The sequence below is a fragment of the Armatimonadota bacterium genome, assembly GCA_013314775.1.
Classification (GTDB): Bacteria; Armatimonadota; Zipacnadia; order Zipacnadales; family JABUFB01; genus JABUFB01.
In genome coordinates this window covers 20,173-36,109 of record JABUFB010000012.1, presented here as the reverse complement: position 1 = coordinate 36,109, position 15,937 = coordinate 20,173, and the positions used below count along the sequence as shown (strand labels likewise).

Annotated in this window: 14 protein-coding genes; 9 read left to right on the top strand and 5 right to left on the bottom strand. The window is 63.7% G+C overall.

All coding sequences use genetic code 11. The annotated features are described in order from the left end of the window. Positions 1 to 619 precede the first annotated feature (619 nt). From HPY44_16125 to HPY44_16110, 4 genes are read right to left on the bottom strand one after another with little or no spacing between them, the layout of a single operon-like run. Entirely contained in the window at positions 620 to 1,822 is a 1,203-nt protein-coding gene (locus HPY44_16125) for a radical SAM protein (GenBank protein NSW57537.1), read from the bottom strand. Further along, positions 1,819 to 3,387 (bottom strand): uroporphyrinogen-III C-methyltransferase, encoded by a 1,569-nt coding sequence (gene cobA, locus HPY44_16120; protein NSW57536.1) that lies wholly within the window; start codon positions 3,385 to 3,387, stop codon positions 1,819 to 1,821. Before cobA ends, HPY44_16125 begins: the two co-directional genes overlap by 4 nt. After that, positions 3,384 to 4,199: a cytochrome c biogenesis protein CcsA gene (gene ccsA, locus HPY44_16115; GenBank protein ID NSW57535.1), complete on the bottom strand. Its 816-nt coding sequence runs from the start codon at positions 4,197 to 4,199 to the stop codon at positions 3,384 to 3,386. The genes cobA and ccsA overlap by 4 nt, the downstream gene beginning before the upstream one ends. After that, positions 4,192 to 5,496, bottom strand: a complete 1,305-nt coding sequence (locus HPY44_16110) for a glutamyl-tRNA reductase (protein NSW57534.1) — start codon at positions 5,494 to 5,496, stop codon at positions 4,192 to 4,194. Before HPY44_16110 ends, ccsA begins: the two co-directional genes overlap by 8 nt. A 181-nt stretch (positions 5,497 to 5,677) precedes the next feature. On the opposite strand from HPY44_16110, the gene HPY44_16105 reads away from it, so the two are divergent. The 9 genes from HPY44_16105 to HPY44_16065 all read left to right on the top strand — a co-directional run bounded on the left by HPY44_16105 (position 5,678) and on the right by HPY44_16065 (position 13,638). Beyond that, the gene (locus HPY44_16105; GenBank protein ID NSW57533.1) at positions 5,678 to 6,316 is read left to right on the top strand and encodes a bifunctional precorrin-2 dehydrogenase/sirohydrochlorin ferrochelatase; all 639 of its coding nucleotides are present in this window, start codon (positions 5,678 to 5,680) and stop codon (positions 6,314 to 6,316) included. A 22-nt stretch (positions 6,317 to 6,338) separates the two neighbouring features. Then, entirely contained in the window at positions 6,339 to 7,325 is a 987-nt protein-coding gene (gene hemB / locus HPY44_16100) for a porphobilinogen synthase (protein ID NSW57532.1), read from the top strand. Beyond that, positions 7,319 to 8,332, top strand: a complete 1,014-nt coding sequence (gene nirJ2, locus HPY44_16095) for a putative heme d1 biosynthesis radical SAM protein NirJ2 (protein ID NSW57531.1) — start codon at positions 7,319 to 7,321, stop codon at positions 8,330 to 8,332. The genes hemB and nirJ2 overlap by 7 nt, the downstream gene beginning before the upstream one ends. After that, positions 8,325 to 8,786 (top strand): Lrp/AsnC family transcriptional regulator, encoded by a 462-nt coding sequence (locus HPY44_16090; GenBank protein ID NSW57530.1) that lies wholly within the window; start codon positions 8,325 to 8,327, stop codon positions 8,784 to 8,786. The genes nirJ2 and HPY44_16090 overlap by 8 nt, the downstream gene beginning before the upstream one ends. Beyond that, complete coding sequence (locus tag HPY44_16085; protein NSW57529.1) at positions 8,783 to 9,277, top strand: Lrp/AsnC family transcriptional regulator; 495 nt, start codon at positions 8,783 to 8,785, stop codon at positions 9,275 to 9,277. The genes HPY44_16090 and HPY44_16085 overlap by 4 nt, the downstream gene beginning before the upstream one ends. Then, entirely contained in the window at positions 9,264 to 10,565 is a 1,302-nt protein-coding gene (gene hemL, locus HPY44_16080) for a glutamate-1-semialdehyde 2,1-aminomutase (protein ID NSW57528.1), read from the top strand. The genes HPY44_16085 and hemL overlap by 14 nt, the downstream gene beginning before the upstream one ends. Beyond that, a complete protein-coding gene (hemC, locus tag HPY44_16075) occupies positions 10,558 to 11,514 on the top strand; it encodes a hydroxymethylbilane synthase (protein ID NSW57527.1) in 957 nt (318 codons plus the stop codon). The genes hemL and hemC overlap by 8 nt, the downstream gene beginning before the upstream one ends. Before the next feature lie 519 nt (positions 11,515 to 12,033). Next, entirely contained in the window at positions 12,034 to 13,284 is a 1,251-nt protein-coding gene (locus HPY44_16070) for a DegT/DnrJ/EryC1/StrS family aminotransferase (protein NSW57526.1), read from the top strand. Between the two features lie 108 nt (positions 13,285 to 13,392). Then, positions 13,393 to 13,638, top strand: coding sequence for a hypothetical protein (locus tag HPY44_16065; protein ID NSW57525.1), 246 nt, complete (start codon positions 13,393 to 13,395; stop codon positions 13,636 to 13,638). 82 nt (positions 13,639 to 13,720) lie between these two features. Here the strand turns inward: HPY44_16065 and HPY44_16060 are convergent, their stop codons facing one another. After that, positions 13,721 to 15,739 (bottom strand): hypothetical protein, encoded by a 2,019-nt coding sequence (locus HPY44_16060; GenBank protein NSW57524.1) that lies wholly within the window; start codon positions 15,737 to 15,739, stop codon positions 13,721 to 13,723. Positions 15,740 to 15,937: the final 198 nt, after the last annotated feature.

Below are 15,937 nucleotides of genomic sequence, written 5' to 3'. Positions count from 1 at the left end.
GCCTTTGCGTCCCTCAGGACGCTCGGCCGAAGGCCCCTAGCCCCGGGTTTCAACCCGGGGCGTCAACCCGGGGCGTCAACCCGGGGCGTCAACCCGGGGCACCGACGGACGCGCCCGCAGGCGGAGGTCGGATTTCTGCCGCCCCCTTCGGGGGCTCTTATAATCTCGAAGAAGGGGCCTGATTCCACCAGCTTACGCTGGTGGCAAAGGGCTTCCGCCCCTGCGGGGCTGGACGGCAACGGCCTGTCGGGCGGGACGCTCGGCCTTTGCGTCCCTCAGGACGCCCGGCCGAAGGCCCCTAGCCCCGGGTTTCAACCCGGGGCGTCAACCCGGGGCACCGACCCGGGGCGTCGACGGACGCGCCCGCAGGCGGAGGTCGGATTTCTGCCGCCCCCCTCGGGGGCTCTTATAATCTCGAAGGAGGGGCCTGATTCCACCAGCTTACGCTGGTGGCAAAGGGCTTCCGCCCCTGCGGGGCTGGACGGCAACGGCCTGTCGGGCGGGACACTCGGCCTTTGCGTCCCTCAGGACGCACGGCCGAAGGCCCCTAGCCCCGGGTTTCAACCCGGGGCGTCAACCCGGGGCGTCAACCCGGGGCGTCAACCCGGGGCATTGACTCTCATGACCCCGATGGCGTGTCACCTTTGATAGCGATCTCGTCATCCGTCAGATAGCATGCCGGGTCCGCCCCCCAGATGTCGCCTGTGACTGCTTCGGCCCGAATCCGGCAACCTCCGCAGATCGCCTTGCGACCGCAGCTGCCGCAGCGCCCTTTGAGATGCTCCTGCTTGTTGCGCAGGCCTTTCAGGAGTTCATTGTCCGGGTCCTTCCATATCTCACTGAAAGGCCGTTCCCTGACGTTGCCGAGGGTAACGTGTCCCCAGAACTGGCAGGGATGCACGTTGCCCTGTGGGTCGACGTTGGACATCTTGGTACCGGCGGAGCAGCCACCGTGCATTTCGAGAAGGCGGTCCACCTCAGCCAGCCTTTCCGGTTGCTCGGATGCGATCCGGTTTCGGATGTACACCCCATCGGCGTGGTTATCCACGGTGAGAATCTCGATCTCCACGCCGCCGTCCGCGAACCTCTGCGTCATCTCCAGCACGAGCTCGATGGTTCTGCGCTTCGTCTCGAGATCAGTGTCGCACGCGACCATGCTCGAGCCGCGCCCGGCGTACACAAGATGATACATGCAAAAGCGCGGAATGCCCGCCTCGGCCACGAGGTTCATAACCCCCGGCAGGTCCGCGACATTGTCCGCATTGACCGTGAAACGCGCGCCAGTCTTCAGACCTGCGGCGGCTGCATTCTGCAGGCCCTGAATCGCTTCGCGGAAAGCACCTTTTCGGCCTCTGAAAGCGTCATGCGTCTCCTCGAGACCGTCCAGGCTGACGCCGACGTACCGGAACCCTGAATCCACGAGCTTCTCGGCGATCTCGGGTGTGATGAGCGTCCCGTTGCTGGACAGCACCGGGCGCAGGTCCAGGGAGCTCGCGTGCGCCGCCAGTTCAAACAGGTCGGGACGCAGCAGCGGCTCCCCACCCGAAAACAGGAGCACCGGACACTTCATCTGCGCGATGTCTTCGATGAACGCGAGGGCTTCCGCGTGGGTCAACTCGTTGCTGTAGTCGCGGTCTTCGGCACTCAGGTAGCAGTGGCGGCAGCGCAAATTGCAGCGGTTCGTGGCGTTCCAGACCACCAGCGGACGATAGTCTGAAGAGAACTGCAGCATATGTGGCGGAAGCTTGCTACTGTCGCGGCCGTGACGAAGAGCTTCTGAGACGGTTGCGGTACCACAAAGCAGCTTGGTGCAGCCAATCACTCGGCGGACCTCCTGGTCTCCTGGGCAAAGTGAGCAGCCAATCCCGCCACCAATCCGGGGATGGTGTGCTCTTCCGCTACCACCGCGGGCTCGACGCCCAGGCCGCGGACAGTAGCGGCCGTGATGGGGCCGATGCATGCGACACAGACGTTCAACAACAGTTCGCGAGCCTGTTCAGGGCCGACGGCCATGGCGAAGTAGCGGGCGCTCGAGGAGCTTGTGAAGGTGACGAAATCCACGCGACCGTCCGCGAGCATACCGATAGCCTCAGGGTCGTCGGGCGACGCCGGCAGCGTCTGGTACACGGGCACGCCCACGACATCCGCGCCGGCAGCCGCCAGTTTCTCAGCCAAAGTGACCCGAGCCTGGGCGGCCTGCAGGAGAAGCACCCGCTTCCCATCAATCCCCTCATGGATCAGTGCCTCTGCCAGGGACTCGGCCACATACTCCTCCGGGCAAAGAGACACCCGAAGTCCCGCGGCCCGGGCAGCTGAGGCCGTGCCGGGTCCAACGACGGCAATCCGAGGCCCCTTGAGCGTCCGGATATCCGATTCCAGTGTCTCGAGCCGTTCCTGGAGCTTCGCGATGCCGTTGGCACTTGTAAAGACAACCCAGTCGAAGCCTTCAATCTGCGAGAGCGCGTCGTCCAGAGGCGCCCAGCTTTCAGGCGGGGCAATGCGTATCACAGGGAACTCCACCACTGAAGCGCCTGCGTCCTCCAGCGTGGCGCTCAGTTGTCCAGCCTGCTCTGCGGTGCGGGTTACGAGGCCTGTCTTTCCGAACAGCGGCCGGCCATCGAACCAGCCCAATTCGGGGCGTAGTCTGACGACATCACCGATGATGACGATGGCGGGGGGACGGATGCCTGCTGTCTCCGCTTCCCTCGCCGCTGAAGCCAGGGTCGTAATCAGCGTCGTCTGCTCGGGGAGTGTACCCCGGCTGATGATCGCAACGGCCATCTGCGGGTCCCGTCCGCCCCTGAGCAGACCGTCAGCGATTGAGGCGAAATTGCCCACTCCCATCAGAACCACCAGGGTGTCGGCCGCAGTGGCGAGCTTCACCCAGTCCACCTGATTTACAGGCTTTTCGGGATCTTCGTGCCCGGTCACTACGGCGACGCTTGTCGAGATACCGCGGTGTGTTACCGGTATGCCTGCATACGCGGGCACAGCGATAGCGGATGTTACGCCGGGGACGATCTCGAAAGGAATGTTGTGTTCCGCAAGAGCCAGCGCCTCCTCACCACCACGTCCGAAGACGAAGGGGTCCCCGCCTTTCAGACGACAGACCCGCTTGCCCTGCAGCGCCCTGTCCACGAGAATCTGGTTGATCTCATCCTGCCGCATCTCGCGGCCTTCCGGCGATTTCCCGCAGTAGATCAACTCAGCGTCAGGCCGCGCCATGGCAAGCAAGCGGCGGTTGACCAGCCGGTCGTGAAGCACGACGTCGGCGTCAGCAAGGCAAGCCTGCCCTTTGACGGTGATCAGGCCAGGGTCGCCCGGGCCTGCGCCAACCAGAAAGACCTTTCCAATGTTGCCGTTCTTCACGGTCGGGTCGCCCTTCATACAAACCGGTGAGGTCCGCCTGATACTGTGGGCGCCAGCAAGCCTGCGATCACAACCACATACCCTCCCACCAGCAGCCAGGCACACAGCCTGCCGCTCCTCTTGGCCAGGCGGGCATACAGGTGGGTAGCGTAGATCGCCCAGCTCGCCAGCGCAATCACCTGCTTCGGGGACCCGGGAATCAACTCTCCCCACGCTTCCTGCGACCAGAGCATTCCCGCGATCAGTCCCCCGGTAAGGAACGGGAATCCTATGCCGGCCATCTGGTCTGAGAAGCGACCGAGGGACTCAAGGGTGGGCATCCTGCCCGGCAGTGCAAACGGTCTGCGGGATTTCAGCGTGCCACTCACAACCAGATACATCACGCTCGCTGCCCCCGCCATTCCGTACATCAGGTAGGCAATGATGATCAATGGAACGTGGAGGAGTAGCCAGGGGCTGGTCAGGAGATCGGAGACAGGTGCGGGGTGCGTCGGAAGAGCGAGGGCGCCGGCTAGTAGCGCAAGCCCCGCTCCCCAAAGAATCGGACCTGAAACCCCGGAACCGCGCAGGAAAGCCGCGGTCAGCAGGTACGCACACACTGCAAGCCAGGAGATCAGCACGAGCAGCTCCCGCGCACTGGTCAGCGTGCCGGCCGGCTGGGAGTGGTGGCGCACCACCATGAGCGTTGCGTGAATGGCTGCACTGGTCCACACCAGCACTCGCGCCCACCCAGGTGATCGCGCGGCCGGGCGCTTTCGCGAGATTCTGAGGAGCATACCGGCGACGAGGTAGCCGGCCGCAGGGATCACCAGCAGCAGGACTTCACTCATCCGGACCATCCTCAAGCTCAGACATGCCGCCCGTTGCTGAATCGAGGTCCAGCAGTTCAGCGATCAGCCGGCAATCGTGCTCTGACAGGCCGTCACAGGCGAGTTGCCTGATGCGCTCCAAAGGCTGCCCCAGCAGTCGCCGGACAAGCCGCTTGCTCATCAGGTGGATCGCTCGGTCGGTCTTCCGGGTGAGGTTCGGGACGGTCTGCTGAAGACGGGCTATCTCTTCTCGGCGGATTGCCTCGGCCTGTTCGCGTATGCTCAACAGCAGAGGGTTGACCTCCTGCGACCTGAGCCAGACCATGAAGTCGCTGGCCTCCTGGGCGGTGATCTCCTCGACCAAAGGCAGTTCGCACACCCGCTGTTGTTCAGCCTCCTGCACGAACTTCTGCAGATCGTCCAGGTCATACAGGTACAGGTCCCGTAGTGCGCGCACCGCAGGGTCGACGTTGCGCGGAACCGCGAGGTCAATAATCACCATTGGTTGCCCCCGCCTGCGGGCCGTGTTGCGTTCGAGGAGCTCTGCGGTGATCAGTGGATGGGGTGCACTGGTGGAAGTGATTACAACGTCGGCTTTCGCCAACTCATCCGGCAGATCGCTCAACTCGACAGGCCGCGCTCCGAGGTCAGCCGCGAGAACCTCAGCGCGCTCCCGCGATCTGCTGGTGATGGAAACCTTCCGCGCCCCGCAGCTGATCATCCGCCGCGCAACCAGTCGCCCCGCTTCGCCGGCTCCCACCACCAGTATTTCGCGCGCCGAAAGGTCGTCGAAAACCTGCAAAGCAAGCTCTGCCGCTACTGACGGCACAGACATGCAGCCCTGGTCGATCGAGGTCTCTGTGCGTGCGCGCTTGCCAGCGGCCAAAGCCTTCTGCCCCAGGCGTGTGAGGGTTCTGCCCGCGGTACCGGCTTTCCGGGCGCTCTGGATGGCCTGCCGAAGCTGACCGATGATCTCGGTCTCACCCAGGACCAGCGAGTCCACCCCCGCGGCTACGCGAAACATATGCACAACGGCCTCAGCGTCTTCGCGCACGTAGTAGCTTGACTCGATTAGCCTGGGGTCAATCTGGTGAATCTGTGCGAAAACGTCCTGGGGCCGGGGGCCGGGAACACCGTTCGACAATGCAAGATAGAGCTCCGATCGGTTGCAGGTGCACAGGATGAGGGCCTCATCGACCCCCTCAAAGGCTGTCGCCGTTCTCAGGCACCGTGATAGCTGATCGGGCGCGATCGCGACCCGCTCACGCAGGGACACACTTGCCGTCTGATGATTCACTCCAACCAGAGCGATCCGCATGGCGTCTTGTGCTCTCGAGCATCGTGTCGTTGCTTCAAAACGGCCGCCTTGACGGCTGGAGGAGTGCTAAGTACACTTCCGTTCAGGCCGGCTCCGAATCAGCAGGGCCCCGTCTGTGACCGCAGTAGACCCCTCAGGCGCCGCTTGCCGGCGGGACCCAGCCGGCTTCGGATGTGGAATCATGAGCCATGGCTTCCCCATAAGTCTTCGTGTCGACGGCCAACGATGCCTCGTCGTTGGTGGGGGCCGAATTGCGGAGCGCAAGATCAACTCGCTGCTCAGAGCCGGAGCCATGGTTCGCGTGGTGGCGCGTGACCCGTCCCCGATGGTGCGACAACTGGCCGGTGACGGAACCCTCGAGCTGCACGTGCGCGATTACAGTCATCCCGATCTCGACGACGTCTTCCTGGTGATTGTGGCCACGGATGATGCGGCTCTGAATGCCACTGTCTCCGAGGAATGCAGGCGACGCAGACTGCTCGTGAACGTGGTTGACCAGCCGGCCCTTTGCAACTTCTATGTCTCCGCCCAGATCGAACGGGGCCCGGTGTCCATCTCCGTCTCCACAGGCGGCACCGCGCCGGCCCTCGCCAAACATTTGCGTATTCTGCTTGAGAGCGTGGTCGGCGAAGAGCACGGGCACCTGGCCGAACTCATGGGTGAGCTCCGCCCTGAAGTGCTGGCAAAGTTTGACCGGCAATCCGACCGAGCCGCCGCCTGGCAGCGTCTCCTGCAGTCTGACATCCTGGACCGATTGCGGCAGGGCGTCACCGACAGCGCGCGGGAGCATGCCCGGGAACTGATGGGTCTCAACAGTTAGTTCAGCAATACGGAGGTGCACTTTGTTCCCCCGAACTCGCTTGCGCCGGCTCAGGCGCACCCCGGCTATCCGCACCTTGGTCCGAGAGACACAGCTGCAGGTGTCAGACCTGGTCCTGCCCCTGTTCGTGGTGCCCGGTCGAGGCGTTCGCAAGGAAATCAGTTCCATGCCCGGCAACTATCACCTGTCTGTTGACGAACTCGGGCGGGTCGTCGAGTGCGTCACGGAAGCGGGAGTTCCCGCCGTGCTGCTGTTTGGTCTCCCGGAAGCGAAAGATGACCTCGGGAGCGAAGCCTGGGCCGAGACAGGCGTGGTGCAGCGGGCAGTTGCTGAGATCAAGCGACTTGCGCCCGATCTGTGCGTCATCACCGACGTCTGCCTTTGTGAGTATACGAGCCACGGACACTGCGGACAACTCGATGATCAGGGCAATCTGCTGAATGATGCCACCCTGGACTTGCTTTCCCGCGTCGCAGTCTCCCACGCTCAGTCCGGTGCGGACATCGTGGCTCCCTCTGACATGATGGATGGACGTGTCGGCGCCATCCGCAGCGCCCTGGACGACGCCGGGCTGACACAGACCGCCATCCTGTCCTATGCGGTCAAGTACGCTTCCGGCTTCTACGGACCGTTCCGCGAGGCGGCAGACTCCGCCCCGCAGTTCGGTGACCGCAGCGCATATCAGATGGACCCTGCCAATGCCCGCGAAGCCCTGCGCGAGGCAGCCCTGGACATCGACGAGGGCGCCGACCTGATCATGGTCAAGCCGGCTTTGTCCTACCTGGACGTTATCCGCACCGTCGCGGACACATTCCCGGTGCCTGTCGCCGCGTATAATGTTAGCGGCGAATTCGCTATGGTCAAGGCCGCTGCGGAACGAGGTTGGATCGACGAGCGCAGAGTGGCCCTCGAGATACTGACATCGATCAAACGGGCCGGCGCCCACATCATTCTCACATACCACGCGCTTGATGTTGCTCGCTGGCTCAAGGAGCAGGCCGGATGCTGATATCGTGGAACACCACGCGCCAGTGCAACCAGTTCTGCAGGCACTGCTACCGGGCAGCGGGAGCCGAACCGGACCCCGACGAACTGACCACCGATGAGGGCAGGCAATTGCTGGAAGAGATAGCCCGGGCCGGGTTCAAGATCATGGTGCTCAGCGGCGGCGAGCCGCTCATGCGCGAGGACATCTACGATCTGTGCCGCCATGGCACGGAGCAGGGCCTGAGGGTGGTCCTTGGGACCAATGGCACGCTCATCACTCCTGCAGTCGTCGCCAGGCTCAAAGCTGCCGGACTGGCGCGCGTCGGTATCAGCCTCGATCACATCGATCCCGACATACATGATGAATGGCGCTGCATGCCCGGGGCGTGGGAAGCCTCTGTGCAGGGCATGAAACACTGTCTGGAGGGCGGCCTCCCCTTCCAAATCCACACCACCGTCACCGAGCGCAATGCACAGATCATCACGCAAATGACCGATCTCGCCGGGGAACTCGGCGCGGTGGGGCACCATATCTTCTTCCTTGTGCCCACCGGCCGGGGCGAGGACATCGAGGCGGAGAGCCTCAAAGCGCGCGAGTACGAGCGCCTTCTCAGCTGCATCCTCGACAAGCAGCGCGAGGTTGAGATCGAGCTCAAGCCCACCTGCGCTCCGCAGTTCATGCGCATCGCAAGACGCAAGGGCATTCCCATGCGCTACACCAAAGGGTGCCTGGCTGGGACGGCGTATTGCGTCATCATCCCCAACGGCGACGTACAGCCCTGCCCATACCTGCCGCTCAAAGTGGGCAATGTTCGCGAAACACCATTCTCAGAAATCTGGGCCACCAGTCCCGTCTTCAGCCGGTTGCGGACAGAGAAACCGTCCGGGCGCTGCCAGGATTGCGACGCCGAGACGATCTGCGGTGGGTGCCGGGCACGCGCATACTACTACTCGGCGGGCGACTACATGGCCGAGGACCCCTGGTGTCTGTATAGATCGCCCGGACGGAGGGGTGCCGCCGGTGGATAGTTTCGATGCCCGTCTACTGGAAGCAGCGCAGGAAGGCCTGCCCCTGGTCACGCGCCCCTTCAAGGCGCTGGCCGAGCAACTGGGTGCTTCCGAGAGGGAAGTGATCGATGCCTTTGACCGGTTACAACGGGAGGGCATCATCCGTGAGTTGTCTGCCTTCCTAGATCCGCGCAGCCTGGGCTATCATAGTACCCTCGCCTGTGTGAGAGTCCCTCCGGAACGCGTGGACGAAGTCGCCGCCTTGCTTGCCGAAATGCCGGAAGTGACCCACAACTACCTGCGCGACCATGAGTACAACATGTGGTTCACACTGATTGCCCCCTCGGAGGAAGAGATCAACGAGAAACTGGCCACAATCGCCGACCGCGCGGAGTGTGGGCCCATTCATAATCTTCCAGCTGAGAGGGTCTACAAGATTCGGGTCGCTTTCCGCGCAGACGAGATGGCGTCATGATTGACCCGGCCGACTGGCTCGTGATCGAGCGTCTGCAGCAGGGCATCCCGCTGACCGAGCGTCCATTTCAGGAAATGGCAGGCGACACCGGGATGTCTGAGGATGAGTTTCTGTGCAGGATGCGGCGTCTCCGCGATGAAGGGGTTATCCGCAGGCTGGGGCCCCGACTGAGACATCGTCAGGCGGGGATCGCGGGGAATGTCATGGTCGTGTGGAAAGTGCCACTCGCGCGCCAGGATGAGGTCGGCCGGCTGTTCGCCGGCGACAGTCACGTGAGCCACTGTTATCTCCGCCCGGCCTTCGAGGGCTTCCCCTACACCTTATACACCATGATCCATGGCCCTGATGTCGACACCGTGCATCAGGTCATACGTCGGCTTGCGCAGCAGTCCGGCCTTTCCGAGTTCCTGCTGCTGAGTACCGTGCGCGAGTTGAAGAAGACCAGTCCTGTATATCGAAGACCGGAGAGCGAGCGAGATGAACACGAGTAAGTCCGCAGTCCTGTTCGAAGAGGCCCAGAGACGGTTGCCCGGAGGCGTAAACTCTCCGGTCCGAGCGTTCCGATCGGTGGGCGGAACCCCTCGATTCATCAGCCACGGCAAGGGCGGCCGGCTATGGGATGTAGACGGTAATGAGTACGTGGATTGGGTGATGTCGTGGGGACCACTCATCCTCGGCCATGCAGATCCCCGGGTGGTCGCTGCGGCGACCGAGGCAATCTCAAAGGGCGCCAGCTTCGGCGCCCCGACATCCGCCGAGGTCCGTATGGCCGAACTGCTTCAGGAAGCCATGCCATCTCTCGAACTCGTCCGCATGGTCAACTCCGGCACGGAGGCGACGATGAGCGCTATCCGGGTGGCGCGCGCCTTCACTGGTCGAGACAAAGTGATCAAGTTCGACGGCTGTTGGCACGGTCACGCCGATGGGCTCCTCGTCAAAGCCGGCTCAACCGGCCTCCAGTACGGCGTTCCCGACAGCGCCGGCGTACCTGCCGGCTATGCGCGGGAGACTCTCGTCGCTCGGTTCGGCGATCTCGACTCCGTGCGGGCGCTGGTCTCCGATCACCCGGACCAGATTGCGGCCGTGATCGTCGAGCCGGTGGCCGGCAACATGGGCGTCGTGCCGCCGGCGGAAGGTTTCCTGCAGGGCCTACGCGAGATAACCGCTGCCGCGGGGATACTCCTTATCTTCGACGAAGTCATCACCGGTTTCCGGGTCGCCCGGGGAGGTGCACAGGAACGGTACGGGGTAACTCCCGATATGACCACCCTGGGGAAGATTATCGGAGGAGGTTTCCCGGTCGGGGCATACGGCGGAAGGCATGACATCATGCAGTACGTATCTCCCCTGGGACCGGCTGTGCAGGCGGGCACTCTCGCAGGAAACCCTGTAGCCATGGCGGCCGGGATCGCCACCCTGGAGGCCCTGCGCGAGCCTGGCGTGTATGAGCTGCTGGAGCGAAAAGCCGCCACTCTTGAGGCAGGCATCAGCTCCGCCGCGGCGAGAGCCGGCGTCAAGATCACCTGTAACCGGGTCGGCTCAATGATGACCGCGTTCTTCTCACACCGACCTGTAACAAGCGCGGATGACATCGCCTGTGCAAGTGCCACTGCGTACGCCGCCTTCTTCCACGCGATGCTGGAGCGAGGCGTGTATTTCGCGCCCTCATACTGCGAAGCGGCGTTCATCTCAACAGCCCACGACGAAGAGGATTTGGAGAAGACCATCGCCGCGGCTGGCGAAGCGTTTGCGGTCGTGAAGGATGGGGGCTATGCCTGATCGCCTTGTGCTCGCCACGCGCGGGAGCAAACTCGCGCTGGCGCAGTCGCAGCTTGTGGCGGAGCAGTTGAGCCAACATGCTCCCCATCTGCAGATAGAACTCCTGGTCGTGAAGACCACGGGCGATAAAATCTCCGATGGATCACTGTCCGAAGCCGGCGGCGTGGGCCTGTTCGCGAAGGAGGTCGAAGAGGCGCTGCTCGACGGGCGCGCCGATTTCGCCGTCCACAGTCTCAAGGACCTGCCCACCGAAATGCCTTCCGGCCTCACACTGGCTGCCATGCCGGAACGCGCCGACCCCCGTGATGTGCTGGTCTGCAGAGATGCAGACGGGATCGATGCCCTTCCCGAGGGCGCGGTGATCGGCACATCCAGCCCCCGGCGCATGGCGCAACTTGCCCACTACCGGCCCGACCTGCGCTTCCACCCGCTTCGCGGCAACATAGATACCAGACTGCGCAGGCTGGAGAGCGAAGGCCTGGATGCCATTGTCCTTGCAGGTGCGGGCCTCCTCAGACTGGGCATGGCCGACAGGATTACTCAGTGGCTGCCGCTGGAGATCTCCTTACCCGCCGCCGGGCAGGGCATCCTGGCAGTCGAGGCGCGAGCCGACGATACCAGGACGATCTCCGCGCTCTCAGCGATTGACTGCCGGACCGCAAGGGTCTGTGCCCTTGTGGAGCGCGCCGCTCTCGCTGCGCTTGGGGGAGGATGCCGTCAGCCAGTCGGAGTACTCGCCCGAGTGGACGCCGGTATGTGCCAGGTTCGGGGCGTGATTCTCGAACCTGACGGCAGAGACTGCTGCCGTGCTTGCGTGACAGGCGGCCTCGATGCGCCGGAAGACCTCGGAAGAGAGCTTGCTCGCGAACTGCGCCAGATGGGAGCCACCCGCATGCTGGAACAGAACAAGGGATCCTGGTCGACGGAGCACCCACGGGGGAAGCAATAGAAGGCCTGGGCATCGATTCAGTGGCACTCGAGTCTGCTCCGGTCTTCTTCCGTTCGTCGGTGCTCGCAACCCGGGAGCCACTGGGCACCGATGCCAAATCACACTGACGAACTGCCGGCGGTCTTCCAGCTGCGGATTGGCCCGGATCGGGATATGCGCAATCGGGTAAACGGGCCCATCATGCCCGAGGCCAGTGTTGTCGGCGCCCTTGACGCAATCCCTGCGGCCCCCCAGGGGCTGGCGGAACGCCGTCGCAAGCATCGCAGACGCAGTGCACGTGCATGGGTGGTGGGGATACGCTCTCGCGGTGCCGGTGGCGGTGTCTGCAAACGACCAACGGACGCTTTGATCGGTTATTGGAGGCCCACCGGATGAAGCACCGGGGGCAGTTACCCCGTCGGCTCGCATCGATCCTTCTTCATCGAAAAGCAACTCTTCCACCCCATGAAGGTCCCGGAACGCCTCCGACGAACAATCCATCGACGTTCACAATCCGCAACCAGGCAGGTGCCTCCTTTCATGCCGAACCTCGCGATCAATGGCGGACCGAAGACTATCGACCGGCCCATAGGGAAACAGTGGCCGATCTACGGCGATGAAGAGCGCCAGGCGCTCACCAGCGTGCTGGAGTCGGGAAAGTGGTGGCGCGGCGCATATCAGGATAGCGCGGAATCTCAGGTGGGGCGCTTCGAAGCTGCCTTCGCCGAGTATCAGGGCGCCAGGTTTGGGGTCGCCTGCACCAACGGTACCCAGGCCATCGAGCTCGCCCTCAAAGCCGTCGGCATCAAGCCGGGTGATGAGGTGATCTGCCCCGCATCCACCTTCGTCGCCACCGCCACCGCAGTCATCCTCGTCAACGCGATTCCCATCGTCGTGGACATCGAGCCCGAAACCTACCAGATTGACCCCGATGCCATCGAGGCGGCGATCACTCCGCGCACTGCCGGCATCATCCCGGTCCACTATGGCGGCTATCCATGCAATATGGACCGCATTATGGACATCGCCGCTAAGCATGGCCTGTTCGTGATCGAGGACTGCGCACATGCCCATGGCAGCCAGTGGAAGGGCAAGGGCTGCGGCACTTTCGGTCAGTTCGGCACCTTCAGCCTGCAGGCCGGCAAGAACCTCACAGCCGGTGAGGGCGGCATTGTCCTCACCAATGACGAGGAGCTCGCCGCCAAGGCCTTCAGCTACCACCACATCGGGCGCATCGCCGGGCGGCCCTTCTACGAACACCACATCGTCGCCAGCAATCTGCGCATGACCGAGTGGCAGGGCGCCATCGCCCTGGCGCAGCTGAGCCGTCTGCCTGAGCAGAACCTCACCCGCATGCGCAACTTCCGGCATCTCGAAGCCGGTCTGCGCGAAATCCCCGGTGTGGAGCCCATCGAGTGGGATGAGAACGTGGTGACCCGCCGCGGATGCTACTTCTACCACTTCAAGTTCAAGAGCGACCAGTTCGCCGGACTCTCCCGGGCGAAGTTCGTCGAGGCAATGGCTGCCGAGGGCCTGAGCATCGGCAGCGGGCACCTGCACCCGATCCAGAAGAACCCGCTCTTCACCAACCGCAACTTCGGCCCTGTTTGCTGGCCCAGCGGCTGCGAGCCTCCGGATTACTCGACCGTTGAGACGCCCGTGGCAGACCGTGTCCTGGCCGAAGAGGGCTGCTCACTGGGCCACTCGGTGTTCCTTGGCGACACCAGCGACATGGACCTGATCCTCGCGGCAATCCGCAAAGTCCGTGACAACGTGGATGAGCTACTGTAGCAGCTCGCGAACCGTTGCACAGGCGCCGTGGGGCATGTATACTCGAGACAGGAACAGGCGGGGTCAATGTTCCTACCGATACCGGCACGTGAACAGGAGGAAGTGCGAGTGACGAAGTGGCTGCTCGCAGTGGGCCTCATCGCCCTGATCGTAGCCGTCGCCGGATGCGGCTCGGATAGCGCCGTGCCCTCGGGTAATGGTGACAATAATGGCAACGGCAGTGGGAACGGCGGGAGCACCACCCCGGACCTGCCTCCCCCACCGCCACTGGGTGGAGGCGGGAGCGTGGTCATGCCGCCCACTCCCCCCACTCCCGGCAGTGACGGCCTGCCGCCACCGCCACCCTTCCCCTGATAGGCCACATCTATGCGCAATCGGAAACGCCCGGCCGCTGTCCGAGAGGACAGGGCCGGGCGTTATGGTCTCCACCGAATACCTACTCCGACGGGGTTTCCGCTGGTTCCGCGGGTTGCCCCACCGGTTCCCCACCCGTTGGCTCAACCGGGGCCTGTGGAGAAGTTAGAGGCGCCAGCGCTTCGGCCACATTCTGGCCGGGCATCAGACTGAACGCCGGGGTGAGCCACCACTGCTGGCCGCCGATTGCCACCCCGTTCGCAGTCCGGCTCAGCACCCGCTCATTGCGAATGTCCTCAACCAGCACAAAAGTGTCCCCTCTGCCCCTCAAGTACGAGTACTCGATGGTGTGCAGTGAGACCGTCCGCGAAACACTTTTCCCCTTGGGCTGGGGTTTGTTCCGATCAAGAATCGGGTGGGTCTCCCGCGGCTGGTAGGTTCGCTCGGTTGTCGAGTTCTCGCGCTGGTTGATTTTCGAGCGCGCCAGCCAGTTGTCCACGTCCGCACTGGAGGGGAACTGCGCGGCGTCCCACACTTGCACCACCATGCCGGCCTTCAGGTCGTCGGCAGGCCGCCGCAGCCGGTATTCCTCCTGCCGCGCGTACACCGTCAGGGTGAGCTCCGCGTTCTCACCCACCCCATCCCATTCCAGGACCCCCGGTTTGCGGCGGGAACCCGCTTCGCTGTCGGCGGTGCCCCCATCCAGCAAGGTGATCGCCATGTACACCCCGGCGCGCTTGACCACAACCGTCGCCCGGGCGCCGATCGCAATCGGCTCTCCATTCCACATCTGGCCCATGGTGAAAACTTCTTCGATGTCATGCACGCTTCCCAGCGCACCACGCACGTAAGCCTGCAGCCTCTGGCCCACTCCCATCCGGTCGAAGTTCAGCGAGCAGATCACAAGGTTCCCGAACTGCAACGAGCTGACGTGCGCGGGAGTGCCGTGGACCTGGAACCGGGCAGTGGGCCGCCTTTGCGCCGCCGCGAACGTCGCCATCACTGGCAGTGTCCCCGGCAGACACCAGCCGCTCATACTCCCCAGCGTGAATTGCGGGGCAATGTAGGTGTCTGTCTGATCCGGCACCAACTCGCGCTGGGCACGAGTGGTCAGCTGGTAGGGCTGAAATGCCGGTTCCGGCCTGGAAACAAGATCCGCCGGCGGCACATAGCTGCTCAGTGCCAACGTCGCTGCGAAAGGTGTGACTCGTTCGGGCAGGGGACCAGCAAGATCGCGGTAGATCAGGCTCGCGGCAAAGCCCGGAGTGGCTGTGTAATCCTCGGGGGTTGCGCGGAAGACGGCCCCGGCCGGGATGCCGGCGCCCGGGGGCACCCGCTGCGCAAAATCCAGGAGGCACAGTCGCAAGAGTTCGTCCACCGGCGCACGGGCTTCAGGACTGCACGCGTCCCACAGCCACTGCAGGTAGAGCAGCCGCAGAGCGTCGGCACGCGGCGACGGCCCCCAGGTTCGTCCGCCACGCGCGATCTCCGCCAGCCATCTGCGGACCATCGCCACTGCGGCCTCGGTGGGGGCAGGATCTCCAAGCGCAATCCCCGTCCGTGCCGCGGCTGCGTGCAATGCCAGGGACTCGTCTTCATCTTTCGTCTGCCTCAAGAGCGCTGCAAGTGCGCGGGCACACAATTCCACGGATGCGCGAACCGTGGCCCGGAAATCATCTCCCAGCTTGTCCCCATGCGCGCTGATCGCACGGGACAGCAGGACTGCCGCGATCGCAGTCGCAGAAGGGGAATACTCAGTCGAGGCCGTGGTATCCCTGAACTGGCCCACAGTGGGCGATTTTGGGTCAACGTCCTGGGTCGCAATGCATGCCTGCAGCACCGCCTTCGCCCGAGAGTTGCTGAGGCCAAGCTCGAGCAGCGCGATGGCGTAAGGAAGGCTGTATTCGGGGATATCCGCGTACCCTCTCTCAGTCAGGACGAGGTTAGACGCGAAGTCCAGATGGCTGTCTCCATAGGCGACCGCAAGCTCCAGGAGATGGCCGTCGCGCTCGCCGCCGGCCGCCACTGCCGGGGCGCAATACGAAACCACGACGAACCCGAGAATGAGAACGGCGGCCCAGCGGGACATTACAACCGCCATGAATCTTTCCACCTTGAGTAGAACCTCCCGGCCTACCGGGACGGTGCTTCGAGGAGACGCATCATAAAGCCATGTCAGGGCCGCGCGCACTGCCTTGCACGCCAACACCCTTACCTGTTGGACATTCGCAGGTCCGGATATGTTTCCCGGCCCCCGACTTCAGGGCTTCCTGGGTCGACGGGCAGACGACACGAGCCG